The organism is Helicobacter sp. T3_23-1059, from assembly GCF_053654515.1.
Map to the genome: position 1 here is coordinate 1 of NZ_JBSIUV010000038.1, position 20,097 is coordinate 20,097.

General features: G+C 39.2%; 15 protein-coding genes and 2 pseudogenes. 8 read left to right on the plus strand and 9 right to left on the minus strand.

Annotation, left to right across the window (positions count from 1 at the left end; translation table 11 throughout):
- From ACWIX0_RS09845 to aspA, 3 genes are all read right to left on the minus strand, one after another.
- Positions 1-343: HaeII family restriction endonuclease (locus ACWIX0_RS09845; RefSeq protein WP_454173834.1), on the minus strand; the 343-nt coding region annotated here is incomplete at its 3' end.
- Positions 343-1,368, minus strand: coding sequence for a DNA (cytosine-5-)-methyltransferase (gene dcm / locus ACWIX0_RS09850; protein ID WP_454173835.1), 1,026 nt, complete (start codon positions 1,366-1,368; stop codon positions 343-345). The genes ACWIX0_RS09845 and dcm, both read right to left, overlap by 1 nt.
- A 179-nt stretch (positions 1,369-1,547) precedes the next feature.
- Positions 1,548-2,969 (minus strand): aspartate ammonia-lyase, encoded by a 1,422-nt coding sequence (aspA, locus tag ACWIX0_RS09855; RefSeq protein ID WP_454173836.1) that lies wholly within the window; start codon positions 2,967-2,969, stop codon positions 1,548-1,550.
- Between the two features lie 506 nt (positions 2,970-3,475).
- Here aspA and ACWIX0_RS09860 point away from each other — a divergent pair.
- Positions 3,476-5,002 (plus strand): annotated as a pseudogene (locus ACWIX0_RS09860) (DASS family sodium-coupled anion symporter).
- A gap of 228 nt (positions 5,003-5,230) precedes the next feature.
- On the opposite strand, the gene ACWIX0_RS09865 reads toward ACWIX0_RS09860, so the two are convergent.
- Entirely contained in the window at positions 5,231-5,629 is a 399-nt protein-coding gene (locus ACWIX0_RS09865; protein ID WP_454173837.1) for a hypothetical protein, read from the minus strand.
- Between the two features lie 161 nt (positions 5,630-5,790).
- Between ACWIX0_RS09865 and ACWIX0_RS09870 the strand changes: the two genes are divergently transcribed.
- From ACWIX0_RS09870 to ACWIX0_RS09890, 5 genes are all read left to right on the plus strand, one after another.
- The gene (locus tag ACWIX0_RS09870) at positions 5,791-6,069 is read left to right on the plus strand and encodes a hypothetical protein (protein ID WP_454173838.1); all 279 of its coding nucleotides are present in this window, start codon (positions 5,791-5,793) and stop codon (positions 6,067-6,069) included.
- 11 nt (positions 6,070-6,080) lie between these two features.
- Complete coding sequence (locus tag ACWIX0_RS09875) at positions 6,081-7,508, plus strand: toxin-antitoxin system YwqK family antitoxin (RefSeq protein WP_454173839.1); 1,428 nt, start codon at positions 6,081-6,083, stop codon at positions 7,506-7,508.
- Between the two features lie 23 nt (positions 7,509-7,531).
- Positions 7,532-8,161 carry a RipA family octameric membrane protein gene (locus ACWIX0_RS09880; protein WP_454173840.1) on the plus strand — a complete coding sequence of 210 codons (630 nt, stop codon included), beginning with the start codon at positions 7,532-7,534 and terminating at the stop codon, positions 8,159-8,161.
- Positions 8,162-8,730: 569 nt separating this feature from the next.
- On the plus strand, positions 8,731-9,141 hold the full coding sequence (locus ACWIX0_RS09885) for a hypothetical protein (protein ID WP_454173841.1): 411 nt from the start codon (positions 8,731-8,733) through the stop codon (positions 9,139-9,141).
- Complete coding sequence (locus ACWIX0_RS09890) at positions 9,138-9,614, plus strand: hypothetical protein (protein WP_454173842.1); 477 nt, start codon at positions 9,138-9,140, stop codon at positions 9,612-9,614. The genes ACWIX0_RS09885 and ACWIX0_RS09890 overlap by 4 nt, the downstream gene beginning before the upstream one ends.
- A 448-nt stretch (positions 9,615-10,062) precedes the next feature.
- Here ACWIX0_RS09890 and ACWIX0_RS09895 read toward each other — a convergent pair whose 3' ends face one another.
- From ACWIX0_RS09895 to ACWIX0_RS09915, 5 genes are all read right to left on the minus strand, one after another.
- A complete protein-coding gene (locus ACWIX0_RS09895) occupies positions 10,063-11,388 on the minus strand; it encodes a type II secretion system F family protein (protein ID WP_454173843.1) in 1,326 nt (441 codons plus the stop codon).
- 134 nt (positions 11,389-11,522) lie between these two features.
- The gene (locus ACWIX0_RS09900) at positions 11,523-13,607 is read right to left on the minus strand and encodes a hypothetical protein (RefSeq protein ID WP_454173844.1); all 2,085 of its coding nucleotides are present in this window, start codon (positions 13,605-13,607) and stop codon (positions 11,523-11,525) included.
- A gap of 247 nt (positions 13,608-13,854) precedes the next feature.
- A complete protein-coding gene (locus ACWIX0_RS09905; protein ID WP_454173845.1) occupies positions 13,855-13,983 on the minus strand; it encodes a hypothetical protein in 129 nt (42 codons plus the stop codon).
- A 477-nt stretch (positions 13,984-14,460) separates the two neighbouring features.
- Positions 14,461-16,488, minus strand: a complete 2,028-nt coding sequence (locus tag ACWIX0_RS09910; RefSeq protein ID WP_454173846.1) for an ATP-binding protein — start codon at positions 16,486-16,488, stop codon at positions 14,461-14,463.
- Positions 16,430-17,299, minus strand: a complete 870-nt coding sequence (locus ACWIX0_RS09915; protein WP_454173847.1) for a winged helix-turn-helix domain-containing protein — start codon at positions 17,297-17,299, stop codon at positions 16,430-16,432. The genes ACWIX0_RS09910 and ACWIX0_RS09915 overlap by 59 nt, the downstream gene beginning before the upstream one ends.
- A 296-nt stretch (positions 17,300-17,595) precedes the next feature.
- Here ACWIX0_RS09915 and ACWIX0_RS09920 point away from each other — a divergent pair.
- Both ACWIX0_RS09920 and ACWIX0_RS09925 read left to right on the plus strand, forming a co-directional pair.
- Positions 17,596-19,401 (plus strand): annotated as a pseudogene (locus ACWIX0_RS09920) (alkaline phosphatase).
- 315 nt (positions 19,402-19,716) lie between these two features.
- Positions 19,717-19,854, plus strand: a complete 138-nt coding sequence (locus ACWIX0_RS09925; RefSeq protein WP_454173848.1) for a hypothetical protein — start codon at positions 19,717-19,719, stop codon at positions 19,852-19,854.
- The last annotated feature ends 243 nt before the right edge of the window (positions 19,855-20,097 follow it).

The window sequence follows — 20,097 nt, forward strand, 5'->3', positions numbered from 1 at the left end:
TATAAATATATGCCTCCACGATTCCATTACGCGCTTTATTGTGGATTCCTAGCGCGTGAATCAAATGCGGTGGAATAGCATTAAACAAATCATCTTGGAATTTTGCCGAGCTCGTGGATACCCTGCCCAAAAGTGCGATACACATTTTATCACGCCACGCCTTGCTTTTGTTGCGATAAGTTTCCAAATCTGCCAAATCAATGTCGCCAACGATCCTATCTCTATGCAAAATTTCAGCGATTTGAATGGGTTTATACAAGTGAATGCGCGATTTTTTGACAACCAAATCAAGCGCGGATTTTGCTTTTTGCAAATCTCGTGTATCGTTCGTAGATTGTGGCATTACACAGCCTTAGTTTGCGGATTTTTGGGTGTGCTTTGCAATGCGCGTTGTAGGAAATTTTGCTTTTTACTAAAATCTTGCACTGCTTTTAGTATTTGTCTTGCCACTGCTTCTATCACAGGCACTGCCACGCTATTGCCGATTTGCTTTTTTAACGCGCTGTATGGCACGACAATTTTATAGGATTCTGGGAATCCTTGCAAACGCAACATTTCGCGCTCACTAAGTCTGCGCTCATTATTGACAAGCAAGTAATTCGCACTCGCCCCCGCACGAAGCGCGCAAGAAAAATGATGAGGCGTTACGCTACCACCGACATTTTCGTGCGTGATATAGGGCTTTGCTATCTCTTTTTTCATTCGTGCTACACGAGAATTTTTAATTTCCTCACGCACAAAATACTTTTTATCTACTCTAGATTCTAGAATCTCGCTTAAAGATTTTGACTTAATATAATTCTCACCAAGCGCGTAAATCCCTCTAGGAAAGGCAAAATCTAGTTTCTCTCTAAATCCACAAATAATGATTCTCTCGCGCTTTTGAGGCAGTCCAAAATCTAGCGCGTTTAGCACTGCAAAATGCGTAAAATAGCCTAGATTTTGCAACCGTTCTAAAATAATCTTAAAAGTCCTGCCTTTATCGTGGCTTAGTAGATTTCGCACATTTTCTAGTAAAAATGCTTTTGGCATTTTCTCGCGCAAAATCCGCTCGATTTCAAAAAATAGTGTCCCTTGCGTCTCGTGCCTAAAGCCCTGCTTTTCGCCAATAATGCTAAAAGGCTGACAAGGAAAGCCTGCGCATAAAATATCAAAATGCGGAATCTCACTTGAAGTGATTTGGGTAATATCCCCGCGTGGAATCTCGCCAAAATTCGCCTCATAGCTTTTTTGTGCGTCTTTGTCCCACTCGCTTGAAAACACGCATTTACACCCTGCATTTTCAAACCCTAGACGAATTCCCCCAAGACCCGCAAATAAGTCGATAAAAGTAGGTTGCTTTGTGAAGTTTGTTAGCGTATTTGCCATAAATGTAGAATCCTTTTTTTTGAAAAAATAAAAATGCGACAGATTAAGCAATGATTTATCAAAGACAAAAAGGCATAATCCCCGCTTTCAAACACTCACTTGCAAAACGCGTGTTTGCCGATACTCACTTGCTTAAATTTGCTTATCAACAACTCACTTGCCACCATTTGTTTGCGTGGTTATTTTTGTTTTGTTAGCTCATCGCGGGTTAAATGCGGATTTAGCATATTCTGCGGTGTGAGGATATTATCTAGCTCTTCTTTGCTTAGCAGTCCTCGCTCGAGTGCTAAGTCATACACGCGTTTGCCTGTGTTTAGTGCTTCTTTGGCTATGCTAGCGGAGTTTTCATAGCCTATATAGGGATTTAGCGCGGTTACGATACCGATGGAGTTATATACAAAATCACTGCAAATCGCTTCGTTTGCGGTGATTCCATCGATACATTTATCCGCCAAAGTTTTCATCGCTTTTTCAAGCATTACGATACTATTAAAGAGACTATACGCAATCACAGGCTCAAAGACATTGAGCTGGAGCTGTCCGCCCTCGCTCGCAAAGGTAACCGTAACATCAGAGCCAATCACAAAAAAGCATACTTGATTGACCACTTCGGGGATTACGGGATTGACTTTGCCCGGCATTATGGAGCTTCCGGGCTGCATTTTGGGGAGGTTGATTTCATTTAGCCCACATTTTGGGCCACTGCTTAGCAGGCGCAAATCATTGCAGACTTTGGAGAGTTTCGCACTCACGCGCTTTAGCACGCCACTGATTTGGACATACGCGCCTGTGTCTTGCGTGGCTTCGATTAAATCACTTGCCACGATATAGTCGTGTCCGCTTACTTCGCGGAGCTTTTTCTCCACGACTTTTGGGTAGTCTGGGTGAGAGTTTATCCCTGTGCCGATTGCTGTGCCTCCCATATTGATTTCAAGCACGAGTTTGCGCGCCTCTAGCACACGCTGAATGTCTTCGCCCATCATCACCGCAAAGGTTTGAAACTCCCGCCCCAAAGTCATAGGCACGGCGTCTTGGAGCTGTGTGCGCCCCATTTTTAGCACATTTGCAAACTCTTTTGCCTTTTTCTCGTAGGAAGATTTTAAATGCTCCATAGCCTTTGCCAAATCACTTAAATAATCGTGCAATGCCATTCTTAACGCCGTAGGATAGGCGTCATTGGTGCTTTGACTAAGATTTACATGGTCATTTGGGTGGAGGTATTGATACTCGCCCTTTTTGTGTCCTAAAATCTCTAAGCCAATGTTAGCGATGACTTCATTTGCGTTCATATTCGTGCTAGTGCCTGCCCCACCTTGAAACATATCCACGACAAATTGGTCATAATATTTCCCCGCGATGACTTCATCGCACGCCTTTGTGATTGCGTTTTTGATATTTTCATCTAGCAATCCTAGCTCGTAGTTTGCTAACGCTGCTGCCTTTTTCACTCGTGCGAGATTGCGCACGAAGCGGGGGAAATTCCCTAATCTATCGTGCGAAATGTTAAAATTCTCCACCGCTCTAAAAGTCTGCACCCCATAATATACACTATTATCAATCTCCAACTCCCCGATAAAATCGTGCTCTTTTCGTGTCGCCATTGTTACTCCTTTTGGTTATTTATAGATTTTGCGCTATTGCTAGATTTTGCTATTTTACTGCCTATCCGCTAAGCACTTGCAAAGCATAGCAAAATTTAAACATTAGCGCGTAAATCACTTTTGCCAAACAACGCTAATTTTATAAAATCTTACAAAAATATTACAAAATCCAAAAAATCGTGATTTTAAATGATTTTGGCAAAAAACACCTCAAATCCCAAAACCTAACTATCCAACAATCAACACAAAAACACAACAAAAACAAAAATCGCTACAAAAAAGTTTAAGTAAAATTTAACCTAAAAGTTACAAAATTACCCAAAAATCAAAAAAGGGCAACAATTTCATAGAAAAAATGTTAAGAATCTATCAAATACAAACCATTTTTTGCAAAAAACTATAATACAATTTTTTCGCATTTTCTAACCGCTATATGACTAGCCACATTACTAAGGCTACTTAGCGTAGCAAATGCAAGTTTGGATATTGAACTAAGGAGGTTCTTTATGGAAAAGGACAAAGCGGTGTTTTATGCGAAGCTCTTTGCACCTGTGGTGTTTGGGCTTATCGTGTTTATATTACCAAAGTTATGGGGTGTAGATGCTCCGCAAGGGTGCACTCATAATGCGTGGATTTATTTCTCCGTATTTATGGGGCTAATTTTAGGGCTTATTTTAGAGCCTATCCCGCCTGCGTTTATCGGCGTGATTGCCATTGTGATAGCGGTGGTGCTACGACTAGGACCAAAAGGCTCAGGCGAGATAGAAGCCAAAATCAAAGCCGCAGACGCGCTAAATTGGGGAATCAGCGGATTTTCTAACGCAGTTGTGTAGCTTATCTTTGCGGCATTTACGATTGGGCTAGGATTCACTAAGACAGGGCTTGGCGAGAGGCTAGCACTTTATATCGTAAGTAAGCTAGGGCGAAGCACTTTGGGCTTAGGCTATGCCATTGCGCTCGTGGATTTAATCCTCGCTCCATTTATCCCTAGCAATGCCGCTAGAAGCGGTGGTTCAGTGTATCCTGTGGTTTCAAGCATTGCGCCTATGTTTGATTCTCACCCTGATAAAAATCCACGCAAAATCGGCGCGTATCTTATTTGGACAGGGCTTGCTACGACTTGTGTATCGAGCTCGATTTTCTTAACAGGGCAAGCTCCAAACCCGCTAGCTTTAACGCAAATAGAAAAAGGCGGTGGCGCAGTCGTGGATTGGGTAAGCTGGTTTTTAGCATTTTTACCTGTGGGGATTATATTGTTCCTTATCACGCCGATTTTGGCTTATGTGATTTACCCGCCTGAAGTCAAAGGAAGCAAGGAAGTGGTGGATTGGGCAAAGCAAAAATATGACGCATTAGGCAAAATCACTCGCCCGCAAATCTTTATGATTGTAATCGCGCTCATCGGGCTTGTGCTGTGGGTAGGCGGGAGCTTTTTCCCAAAATCCGCGCTCTATAACCTAAACGCCACGACTACCGCGCTCCTAATGATAGTGCTAATGGTAGCGGCAAAATGTATCAGCTGGCAGGATTTCTTAGGCAATAAACCTGCTTGGAACACGCTTGTATGGTTTGCTACGCTTGTGGCTATGGCTGGCGGGCTAAATAATGTGGGCTTTATCGCGTGGCTAGCAAATCTTTTTGATGGGAAGTTTGATGGCGTAGAGCCTATCGTAGCGATTATCGCGCTGATTTTGGCGTTTTCTTGGTTGCGCTATTTCTTTGCCTCTGGGACTGCGTATGTAACCGCTGTAATGCTCATCTTTGTAACGCTCGTGCAGTCAATCCCCGGGCTCGATGTCAATAAGACGCTATTGCTGCTTATCTTGCCTATGGGCTTTATGGGGATTATCACGCCTTATGGCACAGGGTGTAGCCCGCTGTGGTTTGGTAGCCACTATATCAAAGGACCGACATTTTTCCTACTTGGTGGAATCTTCGCGGCGATTTATATGGTGATTTACTTGCTTGTGGGAATCCCTTGGATAGATTTCATAATGCCTCATCTAAGCCTACACGGCGGAGCTAGCGCGTAATAGGGCGGAGGTGTCGCGCAAAGATTCTAAAAGTGCTTCATACATTCTTCTAAAATATGGCTAGATTCTGTTTGATAAATGGAATCTAGCCTTTTTTATTGCCAAAAATCGCAGTCTATTCTATTTTGTTGTCATACTAATGTAGCGAAAGTGACCGAAGTAACCAAACAAAATTTGTCATACTTAAGCAAAACGCGTAGTGTGAAGCAAAAACTCCAAAACAAAATCTTACTGATGAAGCGAAGTATCCAAAAAGTAGCGCAAAATAGAGATTTTGACTTCTTGTAAAATTTTAAAGTAATGGCAAATAAAAGTTTGAGATATTTCGCTCAATATCACAAAGAATCTGTGCTCAAATGACAATAGATTTGCATTATTGCGAGAATTTGCGTTAGTAAATTCGTGGCAATCCAAAACAAATCTTCCCCATCCCTTGCGGAGGGGGTTTGGGGGTGGGTTTTTGTCATACTGAGATTTCGCAAGAAAGCGAAGTATCTCTTTTAAAAATCTAAAATCTAGAGATACTTCGCTTTCTAGCGAAACCTCAGTATGACAATTTGTAGCAAGTAGATTGCCACGCGCAATAAATTGCGCTCGCAATGACAACAAACAATTACTTAACTTCATTTTATCTTAACCACACTTACTCCAAACCCTTAAAAACGCCTTGTTTAATTTTCGTTTTTTTTTTTTTTGTAGCATACTTGCCGTTGTTTTTGCCGTGCCAAATTGCTATAAAAAGCGCAACAAAACGACAAAATATTCAAAAAATCTTAAGGAGTTAAAAAATGGAAAATCTATATCCATTTAAAAATGCGTGTGAAATCCTCTATGAAAATCCACATTTTTTAGTTGCATTTGGCTGGGATGAGCAAAATGATAGGTATTCTGTGGGGTTGCGGTGGGGAAACTCTGCTAATCCATATCCAATAGGGCAACACGGAGTGCCACAATGGTTTATATTACATTGGATTTTGGCTATTGATTTTTTGGATTCTCTAAAAAAGCAAGATAATGCCAACCACAAAGCAATAGATGAAGCAATAAAAAAATTGCAAAAAGCATAAAGGAGTAGTAAATGAAAAGCAGGGCGATAAAAGGGTATAAAGGTATTTTAGCAGGGGTTGCTATGATAGCAAGTCTAGTGGCAAGCGTAATATTTAGCGGGTGTGATAGCATAAGCGGTGGTAGCTATTGTGATGACAAAAATGGGCAACAACTTTATACAAAACTACTAAAAGAATTTTTGGTAAAAAATGATGAGGACTTAAAGCCACATATTGATAAAGTGGATTTTGTTTATGAAATAGATGAGGACTTATCAAGCATAGACAAAGAGAAAAAGAGTGCTTCTTGCATTATAAAAAATGTCAAACTAAAGTTTGACACTAAAGATACTATGACAATTAGCGGGAAGCTTGATGATGATACAAAATCATCTATATTAAGAAGTGCAGGCATCAATGTTGCTGCTCAAGCTGTATTCTCAGCAATAAGTGGTGAAAGTAGCAATGGTGTAAGTCGTAACACTTTCGCGGATGCCACGCAAAAGATTCAAAAGATTTCTGAGACATCACGCTTTATATATAAAACATCTTACACAAAAGATAATAAAATCGAAGTATCGGTTCAAACTATTGAATATGTGTATGACATACCAGAACATATTAAAAACTACTATGACGGCACAGGTGTCCTAATCGATGGAAAGAAAAAAGGGGGTTGCAAAGATGGTGTAAGGCAAGAGAGGGATAAAAATGGAGAAATATCCTTTGAGGGTGGTTGCACAAACGGCACAAAAGATGGTGCGTGGAAATACTATGACAATGGTTTTTTAGCTAAAGAAGAGTTATATAAAAATGGTGTGTTAGAAAAAATGACAAAATATTATCCCATAACGGGGATTATAAAATCTGATTTTCTCAAAGATGATAAAGGCAATGCTACATTAAGAGAATATGATGAAAAAGGGTATATCACAAAGTTTGTGCCTTACATTACCAATGAGCAGGGTAAGTTGGTCGTAAATGGGAAAATGTTTAACATAACTGAATCGCGTAGCGGTAATATTTTTGGAGGAAAATCTTGGTTAGATGAAGATGATATTGAAAAAGTGCCTGATAGATTGTATAGGAAGTATGGGTCTTTCAGTCCTGATTTTTTTTATGTTGAAGCGCAAAATGGTGTGTTTGTTCGTGGGTTAAGCCAAAGGCACTTATCTATTGATGGCGATAAATTCAAAACCCAACAAGAGATGTTTGATTATATTACGACTAAGCACTTGGGAGAAGACGAAGTGATAGTATTAGGAAATTTAAGTTTGGTGATTGGTCGATACGGTGTAGATATGTATAAAAATAATGAACCAATTGGAAGCGTAGAAGATAAATCATCTAGAGGTCTATGCACCACAGGGCAATGCCAAGTAATGTTTAAAGAGCTAATCGACAAAAGCATATACAAAGATGAAATCTACTCTATGCTAGAATCTGCAAAACCTGAATAACAACAAAAACTTGGCAAAAAATAATGTGTAAAAAAATAGAGCAATATAAGATTATATATGAGGCTTATGCTAATGAGATACATCATCTATGGCAACGGTCTATATTTCTAGGTGCATTTATGGTGCTTGTGTGGAGCGGATATGGTGCACTGCAATTACAATACATTAGCCATAAAGCCACTTTTTACCTCACAGCTTACCATATCGCTTCTGTTATGCTATGCGTGGCGATTATGGTATTTTCTACTCTGTGGATAGCTATGGCAAAAGGCTCAAAATTTGTCCAAGAAGCACACGAAAAGAAAAGCGACAAAGGCGTAGTAACAAAACTTGAGGAATACACAGATTTTTATTGCAATTTGAATGATTATACAAAATATGAAAAAACTAACCATATAACATCTTTGCTATGTTGCCCTCTTAGTGCTTATCGTTTTTCGCCTAGCAAAATCAATATCACGCTAGGTTATGTAAGTCTATCATTTGCTACTATGTTGATTGCATTTCATATTTTGTATGGATTAGATATTTTGCAAAACATTTGGAGATACATACAAGAATACAAAATCTTGATTGTGATTATAGGCGTTTTGATATTTGTTTTTGTGCTATTTGCAAGCACATATTTTCTAAAGGGTAAAAATACGCGATAAAGGTTTGGCATACTTAAAAGTATCGTTGCAAGAAAGTATCGCTCCAAGTATGACAAATCTCATTGCTAGATTTGCCACTTTTGACAAAAATCGTAAAATCTATCAATGACAAATAAATCTTTGAGATATTTGACCTGCGCTTAAGTATGACAATAGATTTTTGTCATACTTAAGCGAAGCGAAGTATGTCTTTTTAAATTCTAAAATTTAGAGATATTTCGGTCGTTTCACTCCCTCAATATGACAATGCGTTTTTGTCATTGCTACGCGGATTTTACAAATCCGCTCTCAATGACAGATGCCTCCTCCTGTGAAGAGGGGGCTTAGGATGTGGGTTTTGTCATACTTAAGCGAAGCGAGGTATCCAAAAAGTAGCACAAAATAGAGATTTTGGTTTTTTACAAAATCTTAAAGTAATGACAAATAAAATCTTTGAGATATTTTGCTTTGCTTAGTATGACAAGATTTTGAGTTTTTTTGTAATATTTGCGCTTGTTGTTTTTAATATGCCACAATTTCGACAATAAGCGTGCTAAAAGCAACTAAAATCTGCAAATAAAGGACAAAAAATGGATACAAATTTAATACTGCCAATGGTGCAAGATAAACTACCAAAGGACATTCAAAGCCAACAACTCTTGCGAGAAAAACTTGATGAACTAAATGATGCGCAAAGAGATGAGTTGGTGCAAAAACTCCCTTTTCTAAAGCTAAAAAACCCTGTGCTTGTTTTTTGGGTGGGTAGTTTTTTATTTGGACATTTTGGTGTAGGGAGATTTATGATTGGTGATACACTGCTAGGAGGGATTAGGCTAGGAATATACATTATTCTAATGATAATGGGCGCACTAGATAAAAAATATAGTGTCATTGCAATATTGCTATTGCTTGTTGTTTGGGTTTGGTGGATAGTAGATTTATTTCTCACAGGCAAAAAACTACGAAAAAAGAACCTAAATAAAATCCTGCACGCTATATGACAAAAACTATGGAAACAAATCTACGACATATAGCCCTACTCTCTATGGCGCTAGAAAACAAGCTAGATGAACAGGGCAGAATCTACACGCTAGAACAATGCAAAAACGCAGATGAAAAAACTTTGCTAGAAATATTAAACATTAGCTTTAAAAGCCCCTTAACAGGACTACTACTCCATCTTTTTTTAGGATGTTTTGGTGTAGGTAGATTTTATAAAGGCAAAGGCTTAGATATAGTTATTGGCGTAGGTTTTATCATTGGTTATTTTTGCGTGTGTTTATTATTTGTGTATGCTGCTTTTAACGGAAATGAGGCAATGCTTATTCTAGCTTGTATATTGATTGCGTTTTATATGCTTGCTGTGTATATTGATAGCTACCTTGTCTATAAAGGCATACAAAAAGACAATCTTTTTCGCATACAAGAATATCTCTCTAAATACAGCAATAAAGATAGCAAAATCAACATTTAAATAAAAAAATACGATAAATAAGGCACTAATGCGCATCAACCAATGTCAAGACAAAATCCCACCTGCGCAAGCATTTATGCCACAAAAGCAACTAGAAAAAGTCGATAAATCCTCGCTATACTAGCTTGTATCGCTTGATTTAAAAAACCCTATTTTGACTTTGTGCTTGGGTTTTTGCTAGGATATTTTGTCGCGGGTATATTTTATAAAGGCGATATAGGCTAGGCGTGGCAAAACTTTTGTTTTTTGGTTTTTGCTTTTTTACGCTCGCACTTTTTTGCTAGATACGACAAAAAAAACTACTTGCAGATTCTCGCAATGAATGGATACTTCGCCTATTCTCGATATGACAATGACAAAAAACCCTCAAGCACAAAAATCCACAAAACCAACAAAATCCACCACAATCAACAAAACCAAAATGCAAATAAAAACACCAAAATGCAAACTAAAATCCAACGCTCCCTAGCTCCCAAATAGGCAGGAAAATCCCAAAGGCTAGCCACGCCACAAGGAGCGCGATAACTATCGTAGAAAAAGGCTCGATATAAGTCAAAATCTTAGTGCTTAGATGCTCATACTTGTTTTTGTAGTATTGCACGCATAGTTTTAGCATTTTGGCTAGCTCGCCGCTTTGCTGTGCTATGGCTAAAAAATGCTTGACATTTGCCTCTATATGCGGACAGGGTGCAAATGCTTCATAAAGATTTTTGCCATTTTTGATAGCAATGATAGTGTGGCTAATCTCATTTTTTAGATGCGGATTTTGAATGGTTTGGAGTGAGACTTGTAGCGTGGTATCAAAATCTACCCCCGCTTCATATAAATGCAAAAAGCTCAAAAAATATACCCACAAATCCCTATATAAAATAATCCTACCCACAAAAGGCATATCCAACAAAACCCGATAAATATGAAAATATAATCGATTTTTTACCCGCAAGCTCCGCGCCACAAACCCAAACGCCACGCACAAAAACAGCAACATATATAGCCCAAAATCTTGCAATACCTCTGAGACAAAAATAAGGCTTTTTGAGCTAAAAGGCAAATCTATACCAAAGGATAAAAATAGCTCGCTAAATTGGGGAATCACAAAATATGCGATAAATATAAACGCAAAAACCGCGCTTATACACACAAACGCGGGGTAAAACAATGCCTTGCTTATGCTTGATTTGGTAGTAGAAATATGGTAAAAATATTCGCTTAAAATCTTGCAAATCGATGGTAGTTTGCCCCCTTTTATCCCTGCTTGTATGAGTGCTATGCCCATCGGCGTGTATATGTTTTGAAGCGGAGTTATGGCTTTTTGTAATGATTCGCCATTATGAATAGTCTCTAAAATCTTTTGATACGCGCTCGCTAAAATCGGGCTAGGAGTGCTTCTCTCTAGGCTAATAAATGCGTCTTTTATCGGCAGGGCGGATTCTAGCATAATGCTTAGCAATGCTAAATCCTGCGAGATAGTAAGCGGATTTATCGGGCGAGAAAAGAGGCTTTTAAAACCAAAGTCATTTGTCAAATCTTTTTTTGTAAAAATCCCCTTAAAAATTTGTGCATAATTGCTAAAAAGATTTGTGAAAAAATCGCCAATTACTTCGCCAAAAATCTTATGCCAAAAGTTTTTCCCATCTCCATTTGAGAGTTGGTTTATCTCTATGGGATATATGCCTTTGTTTATGGCTTTTTGTGTCGCTCCCTGCTTAGAATCTGCACGCACAAAAATACTTACTCTTTGACTACCTTTTGTGCCTTTGACTACAAATCGCATTTTTATCCTAAATTTTGCTTAAAATCTTTTTTAAAATATTGCGCAACCCAAAAACAAACTAATCAAAAATCCACACAAAAAGCTACATAAAGACGCGCAAAAACCAAAAATCTAGCGCACAAATCGCCACCAAATTATCTAAAAAGTTTTTTTAGCGTGTTGCCTATTTCTTTTTTTGTGCCTTCATCTATGTGTTTATCTAGCTCTTTGCCTATGTCTTTGCCCACGCTTTTTTCTATCTCTTTGCCGATACTTTTTTGTAGCTCATTCCCAAGCCTAGATTTTAGCAATTCGCCTAAATCTATCTCGACTTTGGGGGAGGATAGATTCCCGCTTAGTTTTATGCCTAGTGTGTCTTTTTTTAGGGTTGTTTTTAGTTTGGCATTGATAGTGCTTTTTTCCAAATCTGTGATGATATTTTGCCCGCTTAGCGCAAAATCCCCGCTTTTCATATCAAGTGCTGAATCTAGCACCATTTTGTTTATGTCGCTATCTAGCGTAATGTTGTTAAACACTAGCCCTGTGGCGTCAAATTTGGCGTATTGTTTGAGGGCGTCTGTGAGCTGATTTTGCAAAAATCTGCCATTATTTAGCTTAGCTTTTAGCGTGCCTTTTTGGCTTTTTGTGTTGTAGATGACATCGCCATTTGCTTTCGCGCTAAACACCTTTTGGGCTTGCGCCATTGTCAAAAGTGTGTCTAAATCTATTTCTTTGATTTTGGCATTAAAATCATCACCATTTAGCACCGCTTGGAGGTTGCCACCTAGACTGTTGGTATTAAATGTCGCATATAGATTCTCACTCAAAGCAAATTCCCCATTTGCCTCCATTTTGCCTACTAGCTCGATTTTGGTAGCAAATTTTAGTTTTTTTATATCAGGCAAAATCGCGCTATAAGTCGAAGCATATTTACTCTGTGGCAAGTCAATGGCGATATTTGGTAGATTTAGCCTAGCTAGATTTGAGTCAAATACTAAGTTTGCATTACCTACGCCTTTGTCTAGTTTTGTGCTTAGATTTGCGCTAAAAGCGGTGTTTGGCATATCTAAGTCAAACTCTTTTTTGATTGCTAGATTTTGCGTAGTTCCTTTTAGCGACAAGCTAGCATTAGCACTTATGCCTTTGTCAAAATCCCACGCTACCCCACTGCCATTTGCGCTAGCAGAGATGTATTGGGGTTGATATATCATATAGAGGAGTTTTTCTATGCGTAGATTTTGTGTCTCAAAGCTAGCTTTGCTAAGCGCGGAATTTATTATATTTGCGCTATAAGTCGTAGCAGAATCCCCAATATCAGTTTTCCCTGCGATAGTGATATTTTCTAATCCACCTTCTATCTTTCCATCGGTGCGTAGCGCGCCTCGCACTCTCATTCCTAGCAGTGGCGTAAATGCGCTAATATCGCTTAGAGCAATGGAGTATGTGCCTTTTGTGTCAAAAGATTCTATGTTTGAAGTAGAATTTAGATTGATTTTGCCGACATTTGAGTCAAATGTAAAATCTTGTTTTATGTCTTTTTTGTCAAACACGCTCTCTTGATGCAAGCTAAAAGTAGTCTTTGGGATTTGCAAATCAAAATCTTTGGCAATTAGGCTTTGGCTAAAATTTCCCTGCGTGATTGATAGCACATTTTTACCGCTAAATTCTAAATTTTGATTTCCCACTATATCTGCATCTAGGCTAAACACCCCCTCGATATAGGGCTTTTGCCCTATCATTGCTAGCACTTGGGCTAGCTCTAGCCCCACAATATCTGCATAGATTTTGCTAGGATTTAGATTTTCTAGCTCGACTTTTATGTCTGTTTTTGATTTTGCGATATTGCTACTTGCCTGTATGTTTAGATTGCCAAATACCTTGCCCTTTGCGCTTGCGTCAAAGATAAACGCGCCATTTAGCGGCATTCCTGCGATTTCATCAAATAGTGAAATATCGCTTGCATCAATATGTAGCGCAGAATCAATATTTAGCGTGAAAAGATTATAATCCCCTTTTAAGCTAATGGCTAATTTTGGTGAATTTTGTATCAAAATCTCTAGCCCGCTAAGCCCTATACTAAAAGTTTCTAGCGTTAAGGGAATGGGTGAGTATTTATCGATTTGGGCTTGTGCCACAGGCTTAAAAATCATATTGCCAATCGGGCTAAACACAAGCACATACACAAGCAACAAAAGCCCCGCTAAAATACCCAAAAACCACTTCAAAATTTTTATTGCCATTTTTGCTCCTTAGATTCCAATAAAATTTTGCTTACTTTGATTTTGCGTTTTGATTTATGCGTGTAAAAGTAGCATTGAAAGGCGACATTGTATCAAAAGCAAAGCACAATCACGCCAAATATCATCAAAAACTAACAATTCTTTTGCATAAATGATTGCTTATTTTTTATGCAATGGTTGCTTAGTGATTGTTTAATGATTGCTTAATGCTTGCGTTTTGTCATCGCCAAAATCACACTAGAGATTTTTAGCAATATGTCTTTTTATTGCCATATTGATATATTTGGGCTTGATATGGCGTGGGCTTGAGATATGGTGCAAGATTGATATGTCGCGGGTTTGATATGGTGTAGGTTACCGAAATCTTTTGTATCATTGCGAACAAACGCTAGTTTAAGAAAGCAAAATGCTACTTAAGCGTGGCAATCTATATCCACAAAGTGCAAAACATACTTTTAACAAACCTAAATAAAATGCCACGCAAAAATTAACGATTTTCTAAAAATTTCGCTTTGGTTGTTTTTGCTATCAATGATGACAATGCAAAATCTCGCAATGAGAGAATTTTCCCCTCCCTTGCGGAGTTGCAAAACTCATTTTCCCCCTCCCTTAGCACGAGGGGGTTTTAGATTGCCACACAAATGCTACTTTTAACAAAGTCGCATTTGCTCGCAATGACAAAAGATTTCCTTACGCTAAATATAAAAAATCATAAAATCTATCACGCAAAAATTGCGTTTGAAAAACAATAAAATGATAGCAGGCAAAGATAAAATCCAAGCTAAAATCTGCGATTTTTGGTAATCTAAAAATTGTGAGATTCTTGCGATACCAACAAGTAAATATGGTGATTTTAGGTGCTACTTAAAAACCTTACCACAAACTCACTTCCCTTGCCTAGTTCGCTATGCACGGAGATTTTGGCGTTGTGGATTTTGGCTATGCGCTTGACTATGGCAAGTCCCAAGCCATTGCCACCTAGCTTTTTGCTCCGCGACTTATCCACGCAGTAAAAACGCTCAAAAACCCGCTCTTGCTCAGCTAATGCGATTCCTATGCCATTATCCACCACGCGCAAAACCACGCTATTATCGCTACTTACGCCATTTTTGCCCAAAGTTTTGCTCGTTTGCTCGCCGTTTTCCCCACTCTCAACATCTTTCTCAACATTTTTCTCGCGCTCCACAATGATTTTCACCACGCCATTTTTGCCACTATATTTAATCGCATTTTCGCACAGATTATACACCATATCTTCAAGCAATGCAGGGATTCCTAAAATCTCTTGCCCTCTCATTTCGCGCCCTGCAAACTCTCCACGCTCGATAAACTCGCATTTTACCCCCTTTTCACGCGCTAAATTTTCAATACTTGGCAAAATCTGCTTTACCACATTTGCGAGCTTCACGCGCTCTTTTTGCTCGCCGTTTTTATCTAGCGCATTATCCAAAAACGAGATTTTCAAAATCTTATCAATCAGCCCCAAAAGTCGCTTTGATTCTGCGTAGATTTTAGCGATGAAAGCGTCTTTGTCGCGCTCTTGCACAAGCCCACTGCAGAGCATTTCACTGCTTGTGAGTATCACAGATAGTGGCGTTTTCAGCTCGTGGGTTACATTTGCGCTAAACTCCTTTCGCAACGCCAAAATATCGCGCTTAGCACTTTTATCAAAGAGCAAAATCATTATCGCCTTAAGGTTGTTTTTCACAAAAATCGGCATACAAATCGTGTGGCAAAAATACTCATTTATGCTGATTTCAAAGGCTTCATTTCCAGAATCTATGCTATTTTGCACCGCATTGCCAAACTCACGCAAAAACGCAAAAATATTGATATGTTGTATGTTTGGTGTGAGGCGCAAAATCTGCAACGCCTTTTCATTGCATTGCGTGATATTGCCCGCGCTATCAAGGACTAAAAAGCCCTCATTCATATTTTGCGTGATAAGCTCAAAGCGCAGTTTGCCTTGCTTTATGCGCTTTAGTTGCTTTTTGATTTTGCCTTTTTGCTTGGAGATGCGCTGCATAAAAATATGTAGCTCGGTGTAAGGATTGGTGCGAATGGGGTGGGACAAATCAATATTTTTGATGGGTTGCAAAATTTTGCGTGCAAGCAAAATGCCAAGAGCCACGCTCACAATCGCGCTAAAAAGTAGGAGCGTGGCAAAGAGTGGCGCAAAATCTTTTAGCACGACAAAAAGCGAGTCTTTTTCCGTGCTAATGCGTAAAATGAGCGTTTGTGTCCTAGATTGAGCGTGAGAATCTAGATTTGCCTCCACAAAGCGCGCAAAATAGAGATTTTCTCTCAATTCTGAATCTGAAAGGCGCACTGCCCTATCGCCCCTGCCTTGCAATAAATTTTGCACTTCCTCGCGCTCTAAGTGATTATCAAGGCTTGCAATATCAAGCCTATTATCAAAAATCACTTCTCCATTTAGCGCAATCACACTCACACGATAGGGCGAATCTAGCTTATCAAAGAGATTTTGCGCAAGGCTTTGCTCTAGCGATATTGCGAGTTTGTTTGCGTATCGTTCTAGCTCGCTAAATTGCTCCTCTCTATGTGCTTGGTGCAAAAACACCGCACTAATAAGTATGCTAAGAGATTGCACCGCCACGATAAGCCCAAAAATCCACGCCACAAGCCTGCGCGATAGATTCTTTGGCTTGTAGTTTTTGTGGGGATTTTGGCTATTTGGGCTATGTTGCATTATGTGGGGGGTTTGGCTAGGTTGGTTTGGAGGATTTTTAGGATTTTGTGGGTTTATTAGATTTTGGGCGTCTTGGCTATAAGTGTTTTTGCTACTCTTTTTTTCAACGCGTTTATAAAACCTCATCAAAGCGATACCCCACAGAGCGAATATTGGTGATACATTTGCCATAAATCCCTAGCTTTGTGCGAAGCGAGCTTATGTGCATATCCACTGTGCGCGTGTTTTCCACGCTGTATCCCCAGATAGATTCGAGCAACTCATCTTTGCTAAAAATATTATTTTGGTGGGTAAAAAGCAGGAGGAGTAGCTCAAATTCCTTGCTTGTGAGGTGCAATGGGGAATCATCGACACTGATTTTGTGTGAGTTTGGCTGTATTTTTAGCCCTTTGTATTGCAAGATTTCGCCCTTTTTCATCGTGGCGTTGCTTCGGCGCATTAGGGCTTTTATGCGTGCGATTAGCTCTAGGGCGGAAAAGGGCTTTGTGAGATAGTCATCTGCGCCCAAATCTAGCCCGTTAATCTTATCATACTCGCTTCCTAGCGCGCTAAGCACGATGATAGCCACTCCGCTTGTTTTTGGGTTTGCACGCAGTTTTTGTATCACTTCTAAGCCACTCTCATTTGGCAGCATAATATCACACACAAGCACCTTTGGAATCTCGCTCTTTAGGGCTTGATAAAGACTGCTCGCATCTTCAAAAATCATAGAATTTAAATTCTGATTTTTGAGCGCGTAGGCTACAAGCTCGGCGATATGCTCATCATCTTCTAAGATATAGATAAGATTTTGGTCGTTATGTGTCGTGCCTGTTGCGGGATTTTGCGTGTTTGGCAAAATGTTTTGATTTTGGGGGTTATATTGCGTCTTTTTTGTCGCGGGATTGCCATCTTGCGCGCTATTTTGTAGCCCATTTTGATTATAGGCGTTTTGGGTTAGATTTTGCCCTATATTGTGCGTTAGTATTGTATCTTGCGCCATTTTTCCTCCATTTTTTATTTTCCATTTTTTATGTTTGCTTTTTTTGGCATTCGTCTTTTTGACATTCGTAGGATTGGTTGAAATTTTAGCCTTTTTTCTTATCCAAAATCTCTAGCAAAAGCAGATTTTACAAAGATTTTACATTTTTTAAGATTAGGCTTTTACAAATGGTTTTTACACTTGCGTATAAAATCTACAAATAAGGAGTAACAATGAATTTTTTAAGCACAAAAGGCAAAATACTAGCTTGCACGCTAATCGCTTCGAGCTTGCTAATCGTAGTGATATTTGTAAAAATGATAGATAATGGCACAAAAAGTGCGATACACAATCTAACCCACGCACAAAAAGCACGAAGTTTTTATGCGAGCAATTCGCCACATATTCGCATTTTGCCCATAAATCAAGCAAAATTCTTACGCGGGCAACGATTTGACTTGCTGGTAGAATTTAGCGAGAATCTAGCTAGCGATAAAGATAAAAATATCGCCGTGCTAGTAAATGGCAAAGACGCGCAAGGCTTTTTTGGCAAAAAACCAAACATAAGCCTAAAAAACGGGATTTTGTCATATCGCATAGATAGCGTGGCATTTGATAGGGCGGGGGATTATATCATAAGTGCTAGCAGAGATAAAGAAAGCGCGAAAGTCGCTTATGAAGTCGTGTTTGATAAAGCAAAAAAGAGGGCAAAAAATGTGATTTTGCTTATCGGCGATGGTATGAGCTTGCAAGCAAAACAAATGGCGAGAATCCTCTCAAAAGGCATAAACGAGGGCAAATACAACGGCTTACTTGAAATGGAGCAAATGCCACAAATGAGCTTGGTTACCACTTCGGGCTATGATAGTCTCACAACTGATTCTGCAAACTCCGCTTCGGCTTATGCCACAGGGCATAAAAGCGTGGTAAATGCGATGGGCGTGTATGAAGCAAGCATTGATTCTCATTTAGGACACCCAAAAGTAGAAAATATCGCTGAAATTTTAAGACGCACTAGCGATAAATCTATCGGACTTGTAACGACTTCAAACCTCACAGATGCTACCCCTGCGGCATTTATCACGCACACGCGACAACGATATGAGTTAAATGACATTGCCCTTGATATGTTTAGCGAAATCCACCGCCCTGATATTTTGCTAGGCGGGGGATTAGAGAACTATCTCCCACAAGAGCAGGCAGACTCTAAGCGCAACGATTCGCACAATATCATAGAATCCTATCAAAACGCAGGCTACTTGGTAAGCTATGATAAAGCGCAGTTGTAAGCACAGATTAAGGATTTTGAAGATTTGAAAATGGCTAGCAAGACTCGCGCACAATCCCCAAAACTGCTAGGACTTTATCACAAAAATCACTTAAATGTGTATTTGGATAGAGAAGTGCTAAAAAATAGCGAGGTGCTAGGGAGGTTTTCAAACCAACCAAATCTAATGGATATGACAAAAGCCGCTTTAATTGCTTTAAGTCAAAATAAAGCGGGGTTTTTCCTAATGATAGAGGGCGCAAGTATCGATAAAGAGCTACATAAAATGGATTGGCAAAGGGCAAGCTATGATACGATTGAATTTGATAAAGCGGTGGGAATCGCACGAGATTTTGCAAGACAAAATGGCGAAACGCTCGTAATCGTAGTGGCTGACCACGCGCACGGAGCGAGTATCACAGGGACTTATTATGAAAGCGATGGCAAAGCGGGGAGAGAAGCGGTGCGCACTTATAAACACGCGAAATTTCCTACTTTTGTGGATAATGATAATGATGGATTCCCCGATAATCCAAACGCAGAAATTACCCTAGCGGTGCATTTTGCAAACCACCCTGACTATAATGCAAATTATCGTTTGAGAGAAAAACCTGCAATGCCTACGATAAAGCAAGAAGCAGGCACGCAAGAAAAAGTGTTTGTGGCAAATCCAAACTTAAATGGCGAATATTACAAAGGCAATATCCCGCGCAACGAAGATCAAGAAGTCCATAGCGCAGATGATGTGATACTTACCGCAGAGGGCGCAGGGAGCGAGTATTTCAAGGGCGTAATGGATAACACGGAGGTATTTTTTGGCATTATGAGGGCTATGGGCATTGATGCGAGGGAATAACAACTTTTGCCGTAATAAACGCGTTTTTAAGATTTTTGGGTAAATGTCGCATTTTTATTTTTAAATGACAAAAAATGACTGCGACTTTTACGCTATAAAACCATAGTGATGATCTTTTGAGGGCGTTTAAAAATATAGCAAAATCCGCAAATGTGAAATGCAAAATAGACAAAAAATCAAAAGAGCCAAAATTATTATAAACTAGAGGATTTTCCCGTGATAAGAAAGATTGACAAATGGGTGCTTGTGGGTGCGCGAAAACCCAAAATTAGCCAAACAGGGTAGATTAGAGTTAGAAGCAAAAAATGAGAAGCTATGAAAATAATCCTATCAAATAGTGCCGAAAATTTTTTAGATAAGCGATGCAATGGCGACCTAAAAGAAATTTATAAAATTCGCGTGTTTGTGGCTGATTTAAGCAAATCTAGCAAACCAGCCTTATTTAAAAAATAGCTTAAAAATGGGCTAGAAGATTTTGGTGGTGCTACTGCCAAAAAAATCCCAGAAGTTTTTAAAACCGTCCTAAAAGTCCCGCTAGCTCTTTTTCCTTAAAACTTTTTCAAAACACATTTTGATTGCCTCTTTTTTAAACTCGTTTTTTTTTTTTTTTGTTACAATCACATTTGTTTTTTTTTGCACCTTTTTTTGCGCTTTTTTTGCATTATTTTTTGCTTTGTAGTATAGATAAAGCATATA